The 14,780-nt window shown below is 75.2% G+C and carries 15 protein-coding genes, 2 tRNA genes and 1 riboswitch; of the genes, 8 read left to right on the top strand and 9 right to left on the bottom strand.

Features of this window, described 5'->3' with window-relative positions:
• The first annotated feature begins 147 nt into the window (after window positions 1–147).
• Window positions 148–1,353 carry a 4-hydroxyphenylpyruvate dioxygenase gene (hppD, locus tag WAA21_RS07795; protein ID WP_336922216.1) on the top strand — a complete coding sequence of 402 codons (1,206 nt, stop codon included), beginning with the start codon at window positions 148–150 and terminating at the stop codon, window positions 1,351–1,353.
• A 162-nt stretch (window positions 1,354–1,515) separates the two neighbouring features.
• On the opposite strand, the gene WAA21_RS07800 is transcribed toward hppD, so the two are convergent.
• Complete coding sequence (locus WAA21_RS07800; RefSeq protein ID WP_336922217.1) at window positions 1,516–1,686, bottom strand: CsbD family protein; 171 nt, start codon at window positions 1,684–1,686, stop codon at window positions 1,516–1,518.
• 181 nt (window positions 1,687–1,867) lie between these two features.
• Between WAA21_RS07800 and WAA21_RS07805 the strand changes: the two genes are divergently transcribed.
• On the top strand, window positions 1,868–2,470 hold the full coding sequence (locus WAA21_RS07805; protein ID WP_336922218.1) for an RDD family protein: 603 nt from the start codon (window positions 1,868–1,870) through the stop codon (window positions 2,468–2,470).
• On the opposite strand, the gene WAA21_RS07810 is transcribed toward WAA21_RS07805, so the two are convergent.
• From WAA21_RS07810 to WAA21_RS07840, 7 genes are all read right to left on the bottom strand, one after another.
• Window positions 2,403–3,338 carry an aldo/keto reductase gene (locus WAA21_RS07810; RefSeq protein ID WP_336922219.1) on the bottom strand — a complete coding sequence of 312 codons (936 nt, stop codon included), beginning with the start codon at window positions 3,336–3,338 and terminating at the stop codon, window positions 2,403–2,405. The genes WAA21_RS07805 and WAA21_RS07810 overlap by 68 nt on opposite strands.
• A gap of 30 nt (window positions 3,339–3,368) precedes the next feature.
• A complete protein-coding gene (locus tag WAA21_RS07815) occupies window positions 3,369–4,199 on the bottom strand; it encodes an energy-coupling factor transporter transmembrane component T family protein (RefSeq protein WP_336922220.1) in 831 nt (276 codons plus the stop codon).
• The gene (locus WAA21_RS07820; protein WP_336922221.1) at window positions 4,196–5,737 is read right to left on the bottom strand and encodes an ABC transporter ATP-binding protein; all 1,542 of its coding nucleotides are present in this window, start codon (window positions 5,735–5,737) and stop codon (window positions 4,196–4,198) included. Before WAA21_RS07820 ends, WAA21_RS07815 begins: the two co-directional genes overlap by 4 nt.
• Window positions 5,734–6,555 (bottom strand): ECF transporter S component, encoded by an 822-nt coding sequence (locus WAA21_RS07825; protein ID WP_336922222.1) that lies wholly within the window; start codon window positions 6,553–6,555, stop codon window positions 5,734–5,736. The genes WAA21_RS07820 and WAA21_RS07825 overlap by 4 nt, the downstream gene beginning before the upstream one ends.
• Window positions 6,556–6,609: 54 nt before the next feature.
• Window positions 6,610–6,714, bottom strand: a riboswitch (TPP riboswitch).
• 427 nt (window positions 6,715–7,141) lie between these two features.
• Window positions 7,142–9,484 carry a heavy metal translocating P-type ATPase gene (locus WAA21_RS07830; protein ID WP_336922223.1) on the bottom strand — a complete coding sequence of 781 codons (2,343 nt, stop codon included), beginning with the start codon at window positions 9,482–9,484 and terminating at the stop codon, window positions 7,142–7,144.
• Complete coding sequence (locus WAA21_RS07835; protein ID WP_336922224.1) at window positions 9,484–9,705, bottom strand: heavy-metal-associated domain-containing protein; 222 nt, start codon at window positions 9,703–9,705, stop codon at window positions 9,484–9,486. The genes WAA21_RS07830 and WAA21_RS07835 overlap by 1 nt, the downstream gene beginning before the upstream one ends.
• 74 nt (window positions 9,706–9,779) lie before the next feature.
• Window positions 9,780–10,115, bottom strand: a complete 336-nt coding sequence (locus tag WAA21_RS07840) for a metal-sensitive transcriptional regulator (protein ID WP_336922225.1) — start codon at window positions 10,113–10,115, stop codon at window positions 9,780–9,782.
• Window positions 10,116–10,263: 148 nt separating this feature from the next.
• On the opposite strand from WAA21_RS07840, the gene WAA21_RS07845 reads away from it, so the two are divergent.
• From WAA21_RS07845 to WAA21_RS07860, 4 genes are all read left to right on the top strand, one after another.
• A complete protein-coding gene (locus WAA21_RS07845) occupies window positions 10,264–11,709 on the top strand; it encodes a M14 family zinc carboxypeptidase (protein ID WP_336922226.1) in 1,446 nt (481 codons plus the stop codon).
• A 70-nt stretch (window positions 11,710–11,779) separates the two neighbouring features.
• On the top strand, window positions 11,780–12,274 hold the full coding sequence (locus WAA21_RS07850; protein ID WP_336922227.1) for a nucleoside deaminase: 495 nt from the start codon (window positions 11,780–11,782) through the stop codon (window positions 12,272–12,274).
• Window positions 12,274–12,894, top strand: a complete 621-nt coding sequence (locus tag WAA21_RS07855; RefSeq protein ID WP_336922228.1) for an antibiotic biosynthesis monooxygenase — start codon at window positions 12,274–12,276, stop codon at window positions 12,892–12,894. Before WAA21_RS07850 ends, WAA21_RS07855 begins: the two co-directional genes overlap by 1 nt.
• Window positions 12,895–12,902: 8 nt before the next feature.
• The gene (locus WAA21_RS07860; protein WP_336922293.1) at window positions 12,903–13,247 is read left to right on the top strand and encodes a metallopeptidase family protein; all 345 of its coding nucleotides are present in this window, start codon (window positions 12,903–12,905) and stop codon (window positions 13,245–13,247) included.
• A gap of 49 nt (window positions 13,248–13,296) precedes the next feature.
• Here WAA21_RS07860 and WAA21_RS07865 read toward each other — a convergent pair whose 3' ends face one another.
• Window positions 13,297–14,178: an SDR family oxidoreductase gene (locus WAA21_RS07865; RefSeq protein ID WP_336922229.1), complete on the bottom strand. Its 882-nt coding sequence runs from the start codon at window positions 14,176–14,178 to the stop codon at window positions 13,297–13,299.
• 120 nt (window positions 14,179–14,298) lie between these two features.
• On the opposite strand from WAA21_RS07865, the gene WAA21_RS07870 reads away from it, so the two are divergent.
• Window positions 14,299–14,371 (top strand) — tRNA-Glu (locus WAA21_RS07870).
• 30 nt (window positions 14,372–14,401) lie between these two features.
• Window positions 14,402–14,475, top strand: a tRNA-Asp gene (locus WAA21_RS07875).
• Window positions 14,476–14,780: the final 305 nt, after the last annotated feature.

Below are 14,780 nucleotides of genomic sequence, written 5' to 3' on the forward strand. Positions count from 1 at the left end.
TGCACAGGTCGTGGCTCCTCGTCTGACCCGTCCTGGGCCTGCTGACCACCTCGGGCTGACAGGTTGCCCACCTGGCTCGCGCGACGCTGTCATGGCCGTGGACGAGACGGGCGGCACGGGCCGCCCGCAGCCGACGGAGGAGACGTCATGACCCTCGAGCAGACCCTCACCGACGCCGAGCGCCTCGCGCACCTCGACGCCGACACCCTCGCGCAGCTCGTCGGCCTCGTGGAGTACGACGCGACGAGCGACCCGTTCCCCGTGAGCGGCTGGGACGCCGTGGTGTGGGCGTGCGGCAACGCGACGCAGGCGGCGCTGTTCTACCAGCACGTCTTCGGCATGGAGCTGGTCGCGTACTCCGGCCCCACGACGGGCAACCGCGACCACCACGCCTACGTCCTCACGACGGGCGCGGTCCGCTTCGTGCTCAAGGGCGCCGTCGACCCCGACAGCGTCGTCGCCGACCACCACCGCGCGCACGGCGACGGCGTCATGGACATCGCGCTGGAGGTGCCGGACGTCGACCGCTGCGTGACCCACGCCCGCGCCCAGGGCGCCCGCGTCGTCACCGAGCCGCACGACCTGACCGACGAGCACGGTACGGTCCGCCTCGCCACCATCGGTGCGTACGGCGACACCGTGCACACCCTCGTCGACCGGTCCCGCTACACCGGCGCCTACCTGCCCGGCTACGAGTCCCGCAGCAGCGCGGTCGGCACCGTCGCGGAGCCCGGGCCGCAGGTGTTCCAGGCGCTCGACCACGTGGTCGGCAACGTCGAGCTGGGCCGCATGGACGAGTGGGTCGACTTCTACAACCGCATCCTCGGCTTCACGAACATGGCGGAGTTCATCGGCGACGACATCGCGACGGAGTACTCCGCGCTCATGAGCAAGGTCGTGGCCTCCGGCGACCACCGCGTGAAGTTCCCGCTCAACGAGCCCGCGGTGGGCAAGAAGCGGAGCCAGATCGACGAGTACCTCGACTTCTACCGCGGCCCGGGCGCGCAGCACCTCGCACTGGCCACCGACGACATCCTCGCCGCCGTCGACCGGCTGCGCGCCGCGGGCGTGCAGTTCCTCGACACGCCGGAGTCGTACTACACCGACCCGGAGCTGCGGGCGCGCATCGGCGAGGTCCGGGTGCCGGTCGAGGAGCTGCAGCGCCGCGGCATCCTCGTCGACCGCGACGAGGACGGGTACCTGCTGCAGATCTTCACCAAGCCCGTCGGCGACCGGCCCACCGTGTTCTTCGAGATCATCGAGCGGCACGGCTCGCTCGGCTTCGGCAAGGGCAACTTCCAGGCGCTGTTCGAGGCCATCGAGCGCGAGCAGGAGCGCCGCGGCAACTTCTGACGCGCGTCCCGATCCACCGGCCACGCCGAGAGGGCCGGATGCGCACGTCCCCGCGTCGGGGACGTGGACATCCGGCCCTCTCGGCGTCGTACGGCCGTACAGGCGTACGGGCGTACGGGCGTACGGGCGGGTGGCTCGGGTGGTGCGGGTGGGGCAGGAACGTCAGCGGAAGGCGTCCTTCACCTTCTCGCCGGCCTGCTTGAGGTCGGCCTTCGACTGGTCCTTCTGGCCCTCGCGCTCCATCGACTCGTCGTCGGTGACCTTGCCGAGGCCCTCCTTGGCCTGGCCGCCCATCTTGTCGATCTGGTTCTCGGTCTTGTCGGAGTCGGACACGGTGCCTCCCTCGTCGTCGCCGTCCCGCAGGTCGAGGCGGTCGCAGGAGGAGTACCCGCTGCGCCGCCGGTGAACCACGTTCCCGGCCGACCGGACGCCTCGGACGAACCGGGCTCCCCCGTTCGGACAGGGTCGGGGCGAAGGCCCGTGCCGGCGCCCCGTCCGCTCCTACCGTCGCAGGGTGAGAGCGAGCGGCACCGTCCCGGGCGACGTCCCCGTGGCCCCGGGCAGCGACCCGCTGGGGTCGGCGTCGGGGCTGCGTCACGCCGTGCTGCGACCGGTCGGGCTCGTCGAGCGCGTGCTGCAGGGCGTGGTCGACGTGCTCGTGCTGCTCCTGCTGCTCTCGGTGCCGTGGCTGCTCGGCCTCGTGGCCGCCGTCACCACGGGCTCCGGCACGGCGCTCACCCTGCTCGCGTGCACGACGGCCAGCGTCGTCGTGCTCCTCGCCGTCGTCGTGGTGTGGCCGGCGCGGGACGGCGGGCGGACACCCGGCATGCGGTGGGCCGGCCTGCGCGTGGTCGACCGCCGCGGCCGGCCGGCGGGCCTGGCCGCGTGCACCGTGCGCGCCCTGGTCGTCCCCGCCGACCTCGTGGTCGGGGCCCCGCTCGTGCTCGCGCGCGAGGACCGTCGGCGCCTCGGCGACCTGCTCGCCGGGACGCAGGTCGTGCGGGACACGCTCCCGGCCCCGCGGCCGCTGCGGCGCGGCAGCCCGGTCGTCAGCGCAGCGGCGGCGCGGGCTCGTCGTCCGGGAACTGCGACGAGCCCTCGGGCCGGGTCGCGCTGAGGCGCTCGACGTCCTCGGGGGTGAGCGCGAGCCGCGCCGCGCCGACGGAGTCCTCGATCGTCGCCGGTCGCGAGCTGCCGGGGATGGGCACGACGGCAGGGGACAGCGCGCGCAGCCACGCGAGCGCGACCTGGTGCGCGCTCACGCCGTGGGCCTCGGCGACCTCGGCGAACGGCGCGTAGCGCGACCCCACCTCGGCCGCCTGCGACGCCCCGCCGAACGGCGACCACGGCACGAAGGCGATGCCGCGCTCCTCGCACGTCGTCATGACCCCGGGGTCGCGGCGGAAGCGGGGCGAGAACTCGTTCTGCACCGCCACGACGCCGCCGTCGTCGGGCCCGCCGGCCACGTCGAGGGCGACCTCGAGCATCTCGGGGGTCACGTTGGACACCGCCACCTGCCGCACGAGCCCCGCGTCGCGCAGCGCGAGCAGGTTCGCGACCTGCTCCGCGTAGGGCAGCGCGGGGTCGTGCCGGTGCAGGTAGTACACGTCGACCTGGTCGCGCCCGAGCGCGGCCAGGCTCTGCTCGCACATGCGGCGCAGGCCGTCGCGGCTCGCGTCGCGCACGACGCCGTCGGGACCGGCCCGCAGTCCCGCCTTGCTCGCCACCAGCACCTGGGAGGCGTCACCGCCCCAGGTCCGCAGCGCCTCGGCGACGAGGGCCTCGTTGTGCCCGGCCTGGTCGGGTGACGGTGCGTAGATGAGCGCGGTGTCGACGTGCGTGACCCCGGCGTCCAGCGCCGCGTGCACGGTCGCCACCGCCCGGTCCCGGTCCTGGACCAGGTCGGCGGACGACAGGGGCATCGCGCCGAGACCCACGGGGAACACCTGACGGTCGCCGAGACGGCGGGTGCTGACGTCGCTCACGTGGGCGATCCTGCCAGCGCGGGCGTCGGCTCACCCCACCAGCGCGAGCCGCCACGTGCCGGCGAGGACGCCGACGGTCGTCGCGAGGACCGCGAGCGCGACGCCGCCGAGCACGACCGCCCAGTCCCGGGCGGTGAAGCGGCTCCGGCGCGCCCAGGTCCGCTCACGCACCGCCCCGAACCCGCGCGCCTCCATGGCCGTCGACAGGACCGTCGCCCGCCGGACGGCGAGCACGAGCAGCGCGAACAGCTGCCCGCCGAGGGTGCGCAGCCGGCTCCAGCGGCCCCCGCCGCCGAGCCCGCGGGCGCGGCGGGCCTGCGTGAGGACCTGCCACTCCTCGGCGAGCACCCCGAACAGCCGCATGCCCGCGAGGCCCGCGAGCACGAAGCGGTGCGGCAGGTGCAGGTCCTGGGCGAGGGAGTCCGCGAGGTCGGTGGGGTCGGTCGTGGCGAGCAGCACGACGCCCGGCAGGCCGATCGCGAGGATCCGCAGCGCGATGGCGAGCCCGGACTGCAGCGAGCCCGTCGTGACGTCGAGCAGCGTCGCGCCGCCCACCGACCACGCCCACACCACGTCGCCGGAGTCGACCCCGAGCAGGGCGGTGAACACCCCCGACGGCACGGCCGCGACGACGACCACCCAGCCCCGCCGCCACAGCGCCCGGGGACCGAGGCCGGCGAAGGGCAGGGCGAGCAGGACGCCGGCGAGCGCGACCGCGACCGTCACGAGGTCGGTGGTGAGGACGAGCGCGAGACCGAGCACGGCCGCGACGGCGAGCTTGGCGACGGGGTTGGCCCGGGCGAGCGGCGCACCCGTGTCGACGCCGACGGGGCCCGCGAGCACGTCGGTCGGCAGGCTCACTCGGCCACGTCCCGCGGCGGACCGAGCGCGAGGACGTCGTCGGCGAGCGCGTCGACGAAGGCCTCGTCGTGCGTGACCGCCACGACGGCCGTCCCGTCGTCGAGCAGCTCCGCGAGCAGCGCGACGAGCTGCGCCCACGTGCGCGCGTCCTGGCCGAACGTCGGCTCGTCGAGCACGAGGAGGCGGGGCCGGGTCGCGAGCACGGTCGCCACGGACAGCCGGCGCTGCTCGCCGCCGGACAGCGTGAAGGGGTTGGCCCTGGCGAGGTGTCCCAGCCGCAGCCGCTCGAGCAGCTCGGCCACCCGGTCGGCCGTCTCCGCCTCGGGCAGCCCGAGCGCGCGGGGGCCGACCGCGAGCTCGTCGGCCACGGTCGCGGCGACCAGCTGGTGCTGCGGCTCCTGGAACACCGTGCCGATGCGCGCGGCGAGCTCCCGGGGCCGCCAGCGGTGGGGCGCCGGACCGGCACCGCCGGCCAGCGGAGGGAGCGCGACGAGCTCCCCGCCGTCGGGGGCCAGCAGCCCGGCGAGCGCGAGGGCCAGGGTCGACTTGCCGGCGCCGTTGGCGCCGACCACGGCGGTGGCCCGGCCGACGCGCACGTCGAGGTCGACGCCGCTGACGGCGGGCGCGACGGCGCCCGGGCGCCGGACGGCGAGGCCCCGCGCCCGCAGCAGCACGTCGGCCGCCGGTCGCGGGACCGCGCGGCGGGTGGGTCGCGCCGGCGGGTGGGCCGGGGCCCACACGCCCTCGGCCGCGAGGCGCTCGCCGTGCTCCTCGAGGACCTGCGCCGGGCTGCCGTCGGCGCGGACGCCGCCGCCCGGCTCGAGCACGACGACGCGGTCGACGAGGGGCAGCCACGGCCCGACGCGGTGCTCCACGAGCAGCGCGGTGCCGGCTCCGGAGCGCAGCAGGTCGGCGACGCGGGCGCGGACGAGGTCGGCGCCGGCGGGGTCGAGCATGGCCGTCGGCTCGTCGAGCAGGAGCAGGCCCGGCCGCAGCGCGACGACGCCCGCGAGCGCGAGGCGCTGCCGCTCGCCGCCGGACAGCCGTGCGGTGCTGTGGGCGCGGTCGTAGGGGAAGCCGACCGCGGCCGTGGCCGCGTCGACCCGCGGCCAGATCTCCGCGGGCGGCACCGAGTGGTTCTCCAGGCCGAAGGCGACGTCGTCGCCGCAGCGGGCGAGGACGGTCTGCGCGACCGGGTCCTGCAGGAGCAGGCCCGAGCGGGCCCGTCCGGCGCGGACCCCCTCGACGCGTGCCCGGCGCGCGGGGACGCCGTCGAGGAGGAGCTCACCCACCTCGTCGCCGCTGCCGTCCCGCTCGCCGTCGCCGGGGTCGAGCAGCCCGGCGGCGCCCGCGAGCACGGTCGACTTGCCCGCGCCGGACGGGCCGAGCAGCAGCACCCGCTGGCCGGCGGGCACGTGCAGGTCGAGGCCTCGCACGGCCCACGCCCGGCGCCCGGCGTGCCGCCAACCCCAGCCGCGGGCGGTGACGGCGACGCCGGCGGCGGGGGCGGCGTCCGGGACCTCGGGCCCGTCCGTCACACGCGCTCGGCGTCCCGGCCCGACCGCAGCGGGGCGAGCGCGCCGGTCCGGGCGAGCGCGCGGGTGAGCGCCCACGCGCCCAGGCCCGCGACGACGACCCCGGACACGATCGACAGGCCGATGTAGGCGAGCTGCACCGGGACGGTCAGCTCCGGGTAGTACACGAAGGTGTCGAGCAGGCCGACGACGAGGCCGGCCCCCGCCCCGGCGAGCAGCGCGACCGGCAGCCGGAACCAGCGGTAGAGGAACACCGCGAGCACGAGCTCGGCGCCGAGGCCCTGCAGCAGGCCGTACCAGACGACGCTGAACCCCCACGAGCTGCCGATGAGCGCGCTGAGCACCGCGGCGACGAGCTCGGTGTAGACGGCGGCGCCGGGCTTGCGGATGACGAGGCCACCGAGCACGCCGGGCAGCAGCCAGACGCCCACGTACCAGGCGGACACCGGCGGCACGACCGTCGCGGACACGACGGGGTAGGCGAAGGCGTTCCACACGGCGAAGAGCAGGCCGCCTGCGACGCCGAGGACGCTCGCGACGACGATGTCGACGACGCGCCAGGGCGCGCGGGCGCCCGCGACGCCGACGGCGCTGCCGAGCAGCAGGGCGACGAACAGGGCGACGGGCGTGGTGAGGTCGGCGAGGTCCGTGCCGAAGAGGGTCGGGCCGGACGGCAGCCCGACGAGCTGGACGGCGACGCCGGCGAGGACCGCGGCGACGAGCCCGACCACCACCTTCGCCGTGGGGACGGGCCGGCGGGTGCCGGTCGCGGCGCGGGTGCCGTGGTCGGTCGTGTCGGTCGTGTCGTTCGTGACGGGCATTCGGGTCCTCCCAGGTGTCCAGGAGGGGGACCTGCCGACGGCCTGCTGCCGCCGACGGGTCGAGGCTCGACTCCCTTCGCCGGTGCTAACCGGATCAGGTTCGAGGGTCTGCGGTGTCCCGCACTCTCAGCGCCCGACGGCGCTCCCCTGTCGTGCCTGCCACCCTACGCCGCCCCGACCCGTCCGCCGAACCCGCGCCCGCCAGGTGCCCGCGCACGTCTGCGTTCCTGTCGACGTACGTCACGTGTGTCGACATTCCTGTCGACGTACGCCCCACAGGTCGACATTCCTGTCGACGTACGTCACGTAGGTCGACATTCCTGTCGACGTACGCCCCACAGGTCGACATTCCTGTCGACGTACGTCACGTAGGTCGACATTCCTGTCGACGTACGCCCCACAGGTCGACATTCCTGTCGACGTACGTCACGTAGGTCGACATTCCTGTCGACGTACGCCCCACAGGTCGACATTCCTGTCGACGTACGTCACGTAGGTCGACATTCCTGTCGACGTACGCCACGTAGGTCGACATTCCTGTCGACGTACGTCACGTAGGTCGACAGGAATGCGGGCGCACGCCGGGTCAGGCGCCGGTGGCGCTGCGGAAGCGCCGCAGCCGCAGCGAGTTCGTCACGACGAACACGCTGCTCGCGGCCATCGCGACGCCCGCGAGGAGCGGGTTGAGCAGACCCGCCACCGCGAGCGGGATGCCGGCCGTGTTGTACGCGAACGCCCAGAACAGGTTGCCCTTGATGGTCCGCAGGGTCGCGCGGGACAGCCGGACGGCGTCGACGGCCGCGCGCAGGTCCTCACGGACGAGGGTGAGGTCGCTCGCCTCGATCGCGACGTCCGTCCCGCCGCCGACCGCGATGCCGAGGTCGGCCGCGGCGAGCGCCGCCGCGTCGTTGACGCCGTCGCCGACCATGGCGACGACCCGGCCCTCGCCCTGGAGCCGGCGTACCTCGGCGAGCTTGTCCTCGGGCATGACCTCCGCCCGGACGTGGGCGGGGTCGATGCCGACCTCCTCGGCCACGGCGAGGGCCGCGGCACGGCCGTCGCCGGTCAGCAGGTGCGGCTCGAGGCCCAGCGCGCGCAGGCCGTCGACGGCCTCCCGGGCGGTGGCGGTGACGGTGTCGGCGACCACGAGCAGGCCGCGGACACGGCCGTCCCAGCCGACGGTCACGACGGTCCGCCCGGCGTCGGCCTCGGCGCGCGCCCCCGCCTGGAGGTCGTCGCCCAGGTGCTGCGACCACTCCTCGGCGAGCCAGCGCGGCCGCCCGACGGCGACGGCCCGGCCCTCGACCGTCCCGGCGACCCCGAGCCCCTGGCGGGAGGCGAACCCCTCGACGCCCGGCAGCACGTCGGCACCGCCCGCGCCCTGCACGACGGCCCGGGCGATGGGGTGCTCGCTGCCGTTCTCCAGGGCACCGGCGAGCCGCAGCACGGTCCCGCGGTCCTCGCCGGCGGCGGGCAGCACGTCGACCAGGCGCATCCGCCCGCTCGTGAGCGTGCCGGTCTTGTCGAGCACGACGGTGTCGACGCGGCGGGTGGACTCCAGCACCTCCGGGCCCTTGATGAGGACCCCGAGCTGGGCGCCGCGGCCCGTGCCGACGAGCAGCGCGGTCGGGGTGGCGAGGCCGAGCGCGCACGGGCACGCGATGACGAGCACGGCGACGGCGGCGGTGAAGCCGATCGCCGGCTCCCCGGCGAGCAGCCACCAGCCGAGCAGGGTGAGGACGGCGACGCTGAGCACGACCGGCACGAACACGCCGGACACGCGGTCGGCGAGGCGCTGCACCTCCGCCTTGCCCGACTGCGCGGCCTCGACGAGGCGCGCCATCTGCGACAGGCGGGTGTCGGACCCGACGCGCGCGGCCCGGACGACGAGGCGGCCGGAGGTGTTGACGGTCGCGCCGGTGACGGCGGCCCCCGCGGAGACCTCGACGGGCACCGGCTCGCCGGTGAGCATCGACTCGTCGACCGCGCTCTCGCCGGTCACGACGACGCCGTCGGTCGCGACGGTCTCGCCGGGGCGGACGACGAAGTGGTCGCCGACCGCCAGCCGCTCGACGGGCCGGCGCTCCTCGCGCGTGGTGCCGGGACCGTCGGGCAGGACGGCGACGTCCTTCGCGCCGAGGTCCATGAGCGCGCGCAGCGCGGCCCCGGACCGCGACCGGGCCCGCGCCTCCAGCCAGCGCCCGACGAGGACGGCCGCCGTCACGACGGCGGCGACCTCGAGGTAGATCTCGTGCGTGCCGGCGCCGGGCTCGCCGACGAGGCGCAGCTCCATCGTCATGCCGGGCATGCCGGCCGTGCCGAGGAACAGCGCGTACAGCGACTGCCCGAAGGCGGCGAGCACGCCGATGCTGACCAGGGTGTCCATGGTCGCGGCCCCGTGCCGGGCGTTGACGGCCGCGGCGCGGTGGAACGGCCACGCCCCCCACACGACGACCGGCGCGGCCAGGGTGAGGACGAGCCACTGCCAGTGGTCGAACTGCAGGGCGGGGACCATCGACAGCAGCAGCGTCGGCAGCGCGAGCGCGGTGCTGACGAGGGCCCGCTGCCGGACCGCGGCCACGTGCGGGTCGTCCGGCGCGGCGCCACCGGCCGCCGGGTCACCCGGGTCGCCGGTCGCGCTCGGGGGCGGCGCGGGCACGGCCGCGCCGTAGCCGGTCCGCTCGACCGTCGCGATGGCCTCGGCGACGTCGGTGCCCTCGGGGAGGACGACCGTCGCCTTCTCGGTCGCGTAGTTGACGCTCGCCTCGACGCCGGGCATGCGGTTGAGCTTCTTCTCGATCCGCATGGCGCACGACGCGCACGTCATGCCCGTGATCTCGAGGACGACGGGGTCGGCCGCGGGGGTGGTGGTCGCGGGCCCGGCGGCGGAGGGCGCGGTGGGGGCGGTGGGGGCGGTGGGGGCGCTCATCAGCGCACCAGCTCGTACCCCGCCTCGTCGACCGCGGAGGCGACGGCGGAGTCGTCGAGGGGTTCGGAGTGCGTGACCTGCACGGGGCTCGTGCCGCCCTCCACGAGGTCGACGCGGACGTCGACGACGCCGGGCACCTTGGACAGCTCCTCGGTGACGGCCCCGACGCAGTGGGCGCACGTCATGCCGGCGACCTGGAGGGTGGTGGTGCTCTCGGCCATGGGGGTCTCCTTCTCGGTCCTGCAGGGGTGTCGGGTGCGCGCGCCGGGTCCGGGGCGCGGTCGGGCGGGCTCGGTCAGGAGCGCACGAGGCGCGCCACGGCCGCGGAGGCCTCGGCGAGCCTCGCCTCGGCGCTGCTGCCGTCCTCGACGGCGTGCCGCACGCAGTGGTGCAGGTGCTCGTCGAGCAGCTCCAGGGCGACGCCGCGCAGGGCGGCGCTGGTCGCGGAGACCTGGGTGAGCACGTCGATGCAGTACGAGTCCTGCTCGACCATGCGCTGCAGCCCCCGGACCTGGCCCTCGATGCGGCGCAGCCGGTTGAGCACCTTCACCTTGTCCCCGGTCTGCACGTACGCGGGCGGCTCGTGGGTCTCGGTGGACCCGGTGCGGGGGGTGGTCTGCTCGACGCTCATCAAGGGCTCCTTCCGGCCGCGGTCCAGGATACACACCCATACCCCCTTTGGGTATACCCCCTCGCGATACTTACCGCCCGGTAAGTCTTGACTCCTCGCTGTGACGCGACTTGGCTGGGTCAGGTCATCCCCCTCCCGAAGGAGCGCCATGAGACGCGCACGCGCCGCCACCGCAGGCCTCGGCCTCGCCCTGACCCTCGGCCTCGTCGCCGCCACCGGCTCCCCCGCGACCGCCGCCGACCCCCTCGACGTCGACGACCTCGACCGCGCCACCGACCGCGCCGCGAGCGCCGCCGAGCAGGCGCTGGACCAGGCGCCGCAGCGCGCCCTGGAGCGCGCGCCCGGCCTCGGCGCCGGGTCCTCGACGTCGGACGCCGTCGCCGAGGACCTGCCGCTCACCGGCTTCGAGGCCAGCGGCGGCGCCACGTGGACGACGCTGGAGGAGGAGTACGCCTTCCTCGAGGAGGTCGCCGCCCGCAGCGAGCGCGTGCGCCTGGAGCAGGTCGCCACGACCGCGCAGGGCCGCCCCCTCACCCTCGTCACGGTGACCGACGGCGAGGAGCGGTCGGTGGAGGAGATCGCCTCCGGCGCCAGCGCCCTCGTGCTCTGCCTGCAGCACGGCAACGAGCCCGCGGCCCGCGAGGGCTGCCTGCAGGGCCTGCGCGACCTCGCCTTCTCCGACGACCCGGCCGACCTGCGCATGCTCGAGCGCAGCACCGTCCTGTTCGTGCCGACCGTCAACCCCGACGGCCGCGCGGCCAACACCCGCGCCAACAGCGAGGGCATCGACATCAACCGCGACCACATCGCCCTGGAGAGCGCGGAGGCGCGGGCCGTCGCCGAGCTCACCCGCGACCTCGACCCGGAGATCCTCCACGACGCGCACGAGTACGGCGGGAACCGGACCTTCTACAACCGCGACTTCATCCACCTGTGGCCGCGCAACCTCAACGTCGACGACAAGGTGTACGGCCTCGCCCGCAGCCTCGTGCTCGACTACGTCGACGTCGCGGTCGTCGAGGGCGGCTACACCACGGGCGAGTACGGCATCTACTACGACCCGGAGACAGGTGAGCCGGTCCGGCAGGTCGCGGGCGACCAGGACGAGCGCATCCTCCGCAACGCGACCGGCCTGCGCCACACGGCGGGCCTCCTCGTGGAGTCCCTCGTCAACGACTTCGACGGGGTCGGCCCGGTCGCCAACAACCTGCGACGGGTCGACACCCAGGTGCTCGGCATCGAGGGCACCCTCGACATGCTCGCCCGCGACGGCTCGCTGCTCGTCGCCCAGACCCGGGCCGCCGAGCGCCGGGCGGTGGCCGAGGGGCTGTCCGGCAACGCCGTCGTGTACTTCGACGGCGCGGACAACACCGAGCCCACGCAGGTCGTCGAGGCACCGTGCGCGTACGTCCTCACCGACGAGCAGCACGCCGACCTGGCGGACACCCTCGCGCTGCACGACATCGCCGTGACCGACGGCACCGACGGCTGGACGGTCAGCATGGCCCAGCCCGCCAAGACCGTCATCCCGCTCCTGCTCGACGAGCGCGCGCGCTTCGAGCTGGTCGCGGCCACCCCGGTCGACTGCCGCTGAGCGACGGGGACCCCTCCGGGGAGGGGGCGTGCGGGCACCGTCCGCACGCCCCCTCCCTACGCTCGTCGTCATGACCGGGCCCGACCCCCAGCTCCACACGCTGCTCGACCGTGCCGTCGCCCTCGCCGTCGACAGCGTCTCCGACGACGGCGGGCCCTTCGGGGCCCTGGTCGTGCGGTCGGTCGACGACGGGTGGACGACCGTGGCCGAGGGCACCAACCGCGTGACGGCGTCGCACGACCCGACCGCCCACGCCGAGGTCGTGGCGCTGCGCGCAGCCGGGGCGGCGCTCGGCACGCACGAGCTCTCCGGGTGCGTGCTGCTCGCCAGCTGCGAGCCGTGCCCCATGTGCCTGACCGCGGCCATGTGGGCCCGGGTCGACGCGGTGTGGTTCGCCGCCACCCGGCACGACGCCGCGGCGGCCGGCTTCGACGACCTCGCCTTCTACGACCAGCTCGACCGTCCGCGCGAGCAGTGGGTGCCGCCGGTCGCACGGGCCCCGCTCACCGACGCCGTCGCGCCGTTCCGGGCGTGGGCCGCGCACGAGGGCCGGGTCGGCTACTGATGGCCCCGGCCGACCGGCTCCGCGAGCCGGGGCAGGAGTCCGTCACGGTCACCGTCACGCGGCGGGCCCTGCCCGGCCGGCAGGCCGAGATGGGCGCGTGGGTGCAGGCGGGCCAGCGGCTCGCCTCGCAGTTCCCCGGCTTCCTCGGCGCGGGCCACGTCCGCCCGGCCGGCGACGGCGACGTGTGGCACATGCTCTACCGCTTCGCCGACCCCGAGTGCCTGGGCCGCTGGGAGTCCTCCGGGGAGCGGCAGTGGTGGCTCGCGTCCGCCCTCGGCCTGGTGCAGGAGGAGCAGGTCGAGCGCCGGACCGGCATCGAGGGCTGGTTCGACGAGCCACGCGCTCGTGAGGTGACCCCCGCCTCGCCGGTCGCGCCGCCGCGCTGGAAGCAGGCGTGCGTCATCTGGCTCGCGTTCTTCCCCGTCAACCTGCTCGCGCAGGCGCTGCTCAACCCGCTCCTCGGCTCCTGGCCGCTCGCGCTGCGCGTCCTCGTCCTCACCGTCGCCCTCGTGCCGGTGATGACGTACCTCGTGCTGCCGTGGGTGACGCGGCGGCTGCAGTGGTGGCTCGAGGGACGCCCGGCCCCCTGGCGCAGGTCGTCCGGGGGGCGACCGGCGTGAGCGTCGACATGACCGTCGAGGAGTTCGAGCAGGCCGTGTCCGAGGCGCTCGACGAGGTGCCCGCCGAGCTCGCGCGGCTCATGGACAACGTCGTCGTGCTCGTGGAGGAGCACCCGCCGCCCCACGAGCCGCAGGACCTGCTGGGGCTGTACGAGGGGACCCCCCTCACCGAGCGCGACAGCTGGTACGCGGGCGTGCTGCCGGACCGGATCTTCGTGTACCGGCAGCCGCTCCTCGCCATGTGCGACTCCCCCGACGAGGTCGTCGAGGAGGTGCTCGTCACGGTCGTGCACGAGATCGCCCACCACTTCGGCATCGACGACGACCGTCTGCACGAGCTGGGCTGGGCCTGACGCCGGCCCCCGGCGGGCGGACCCACGCGGACCCAGGGGGGCCCGTCGGTCAGGCCTGCTCCCGCAGCACCTCGTCGAGCGAGCGCGCCGGGCGGCCGGTCACCCGCTCGACGTGGTCCGTGACCTCGGCCATCTCGCCCGCGGCGATGGCCGTGTAGGTCGACACCCACGCCTCGACCTGCCAGTCGGGCGCGCCGTACGACGCGCGCGAGGCGTAGGCCTGCTCGAGGGTCTCCGCCTCGTAGCGGACGTCGCGGCCGGTGACGCGCGACACCGTCGCGGCCGCCTCGGCGAGCGTGAACGCCTCGGGGCCGGTCAGCACGTACGTCGCGTCCCGGTGCGCGGCCGGGTCGCGGAGCACGGCGGTCGCGACGTCGGCGACGTCGGCCACCGCCACCCCTGCGAGCCGCCCGTCGCCGCCAGGGCCGCGGATGACGCCGTCCTCGCCGGCCAGCAGCGGCATGAAGTCGGCGTAGAGGTTGTCGCGGAGGAACGTGTGGTGCGCCACCCCGGAGGCGCGCACGTGCTCCTCGGTCGCCCAGTGGTCGCGACCGAGGGTGAAGACGGACTCCGGCGAGGCGCCCGCGAACGACGTGTAGACGAGGTGCCCGACGCCGGCGTCGGCGGCGGCGTCGACGAAGCCGCGGTGCTCGTCGACCCGGTCCTCCGACTCCGCCCCGCTGACCATGAGCACGACGGACAGCCCGTCCAGCGCCCGGCGCGACGCCTCGCCGTCGCGGTACTCGCACACGGCCACGTCGACCGAGCCGGGGCCGTCGAGCCGTGGTGCGCGGGACGCGTCGCGCACGAGCAGGCGCACGTCGTGACCCGCGGCCACCAGCGCCCGGGCCACCCTGCCGCCGACCCTGCCGGTGGCACCCGTCACCCCGACGGACGTCCTCGTGCCCTGCGGTCCCGCCTGCTGCGTCATGCCGTCGCCAACCCCGCCGGGACCGCGGCTCTTCCCCCGGACGGGGGTCGTCGCGCAGCCGGTTTGGAGCCCGGGCGGTTGTGCCCATATGCTTCACACGCTCCACACGGGACGTCCCGCGCCCCTATCGTCTAGCGGCCTAGGACGCCGCCCTTTCAAGGCGGTAGCACGGGTTCGAATCCCGTTGGGGGCACAGCACCACAGGCCGGGTTGGCCACAACCAGGCCCCGTAGCGCAGTTGGTTAGCGCGCCGCCCTGTCACGGCGGAGGTCGCGGGTTCAAGTCCCGTCGGGGTCGCACAGCTCCACGTCCCACCTCGACGCCCGTCGGCAGCCGCCGGCGGGCGTTCGTCGTCCCGGGGGCCCGGGCCACGCGGTCGACCGTCGTCGACCACAGGCGCACAGCGGGTGCGCCGAGCACCACCGACGCGCGCCGCACCCGACCACAGGCGCACAGCGTGTGCGCCGAGCGCCACCGACGGGCTGAGCCGATCGCCCGAACACGGGACGTGCCCGAATTGTTCCGTGAGAACGGTCCCACGAAGGGCATCCGCCCGTGTCCATCTTTTGCTTGACCGTAACCAAAAGAGGTCGTAGGTTCGC

Origin of the sequence: Aquipuribacter sp. SD81, from assembly GCF_037153975.1 — a bacterium.
Lineage (GTDB): Bacteria > Actinomycetota > Actinomycetes > Actinomycetales > JBBAYJ01 > Aquipuribacter.